Annotated in this window: 2 protein-coding genes; both read right to left on the reverse strand. The window is 73.3% G+C overall.

Features of this window, described 5'->3' with window-relative positions:
* A partial coding sequence (gene mdlC, locus G3I40_RS04955; RefSeq protein ID WP_164300924.1) for a benzoylformate decarboxylase occupies nucleotides 1-1,504 on the reverse strand: 1,504 nt, incomplete at its 3' end.
* Complete coding sequence (locus G3I40_RS04960; protein WP_164300925.1) at nucleotides 1,501-2,259, reverse strand: ABC transporter permease; 759 nt, start codon at nucleotides 2,257-2,259, stop codon at nucleotides 1,501-1,503. The genes mdlC and G3I40_RS04960, both read right to left, overlap by 4 nt.
* Between the last annotated feature and the right edge of the window lies 1 nt (nucleotide 2,260).

The following is a 2,260-nucleotide window of genomic DNA, read 5'->3' on the forward strand; positions in this document are numbered from 1 at the left end:
GGGCCTTGGGGAGGTCGTCGGCGCGGTCCGCGTACTGCGCCGCGCAGCCGAACGATGCGGCGAGGCCGGCGAAGTCGATGCCCCCGATGACGGTTCCGGGCACGGGAGTGATGCCGATGCGCCGGCCCAGCGCGCTCACCGCTCCGTACCCGCCGTTGTCGAGGATCACGAACGTGACCGGCGCCCGGTGTCTGGCCGCCGTCCACAGTGCCTGTACCGAGTACAGCGCCGAACCGTCGCCCAGTACGCACACCACGCGGCGCCGGTCGGCGAGGGCGCGGCCGACGGCCAGCGGCAGGCCCCAGCCGAGCGCGCCGCTGCCCGCGGTGAGGAAGCCGCCCGACAGGTCGACGGGCACGCGCGCGTGCAGCGCGTTGCGATGACTGGGGGCCTCCTCGACGAGTACCCGGTCGCGGGGGAGCCTGCGGTGCAGCTCGTCCAGGACCAGTTCGGGCGTGAGCGCGCCCTCCCTGCTCGCCGGTGCCGGCTGTTCGCGCTGCGGTGGCGGTTCGCGGTCCGACGGGCCCACCAGCGCGGTGAGTTGGGCGAGTGCGGGGCGCAGCGTCGTGACCAGGCTGGTGCCCGTGGGCAGCCAGGCCGCCTGAGCCGGGTCGCAGTCCAGGTGGAACAGTTCGGTGCCCGGTGCCAGCGGCGGGCTGTCGTCCGGCACGTGGTACGTGAACACGGGCGTCCCGAGCGCGACCACCACGTCGTACGGCTGAAGGCGGGCGGCCAACTGCCGTGCCACCGGCGGCAGGAAGCCCTGGAAGAGCGGGTGGGACTCGGGGAAGCCGGAGCGGCCGGACAGCGGACTGATCCAGACCCCCGCGCGGATCCGCTCGGCCAGCGCCACCGCCTCGGGCAGCGCGGCCTCGTCGTCCACTCCCTGCCCGATGACCAGGGCGGGCCGCTCGCAGCCGTCGAGGCGGGCGGCCAGTGCCGCGAGCGCATCGGGGGAGGCGGTGAACTCGCTGTGCACGGAGCGTGGTGGGACCGGTTCGGCCTCCTGGTCCCAGTCGTCCTCCGGGACGGACACGAACACCGGGCCGCGTGGATGTGTCATCGCGACGCGGTGCGCCTCGGCGAGCACGGCCGGTACGTCGGCGGCCCGCTCCGGCTGGCGGGCGAACTTCACGTACGGACGGGGGAAGCTGTCGGGCTCCTCGGCGCCGAGGAAGGGGCGCAACTGGAGCAGGGAACGGGCCTGTTGACCGGCGACGATCACCAACGGCACCCGGTCGCGGTAGGCGTTGAAGACCGCGCCGAGCGCGTGGCCGACGCCGCCCGCCGAGTGCAGGCTGACGAACGCGGCCCCTCCCGTGCCCAGCGCGTGCCCCGCGGCCATGGCCACTGCCGAGGACTCCTGCAGGCCGAGGACGTACGTGAAGTCGTCCGGCCAGTCGCGGAACATGCGCAGCTCCGTGGAGCCCGGATTGCCGAACACCGTGGTCATGCCGGTGTCGCGCAGCAGCCGTACGGTCGCGTCCAGGACGGTGGTCGTCATGGCTTCCTCCCTGTGCCGAGCAGCCGTCTCTCGACCGCGAGCAGGGCCGAGTTGAGCAGGTAGCCGAGTGCGCCGAGCAGGACCAGCACCGCCCAGACGGTCAAGAGGTCCGAGCGCGACTGGGCGTCGGTGAGCGTGAAGCCGATGCCGTTCTCGGTACCCGGCAGGAGTTCCGAGAACACCATGAGGATCAGCGCGAGGGACAGGCTGAGCCGCAGTCCGGCGAAGACGCGGGGGAGCGCGGACGGCAGGATCACGTACCAGAGGCGTTCGGGCGGGGTGAGCCGCAGTACCGCGGCGACCTCCTCGCGCAGTGGATCGGTGTTGCGGGCGCCCTCCGCCGTGTTGACCAGGACCGGCCACACGGCGCTGAAGAGGATCGACGCGATCTGCATCTGCGTGCCGAAGTCGAGGACCACGACGAAGACCGGGACGAGTGCGGGCGGCGGGACGGCGCGCGCGAACTGCAGCACCGGATCGCACAGCGCGTACGCGCGCCGGGAGCGGCCGATCGCCACCCCCAGGGCGATCCCGGCGACGGCGGCGAGCACGAAACCGGCCGCCATCCGGCCGAGGCTCGGCCCGATCGTGTCGACCGCGGCACCGGTGAGGAACAGATGGCTCACCGGGCCCGAGAACCACAGGTCGTAGGCGCGGTGCACGATGCGCGAGGGCGGCGGGAAGAAGATGCTGCCGTGCGCGCGGGCCGCCAGCTCCCAGGCGCCGACCGCGACGGTCAGCACCGGCCAGCGCAGC

Source organism: Streptomyces sp. SID14478, assembly GCF_010548525.1.
Taxonomy (GTDB): domain Bacteria; phylum Actinomycetota; class Actinomycetes; order Streptomycetales; family Streptomycetaceae; genus Streptomyces.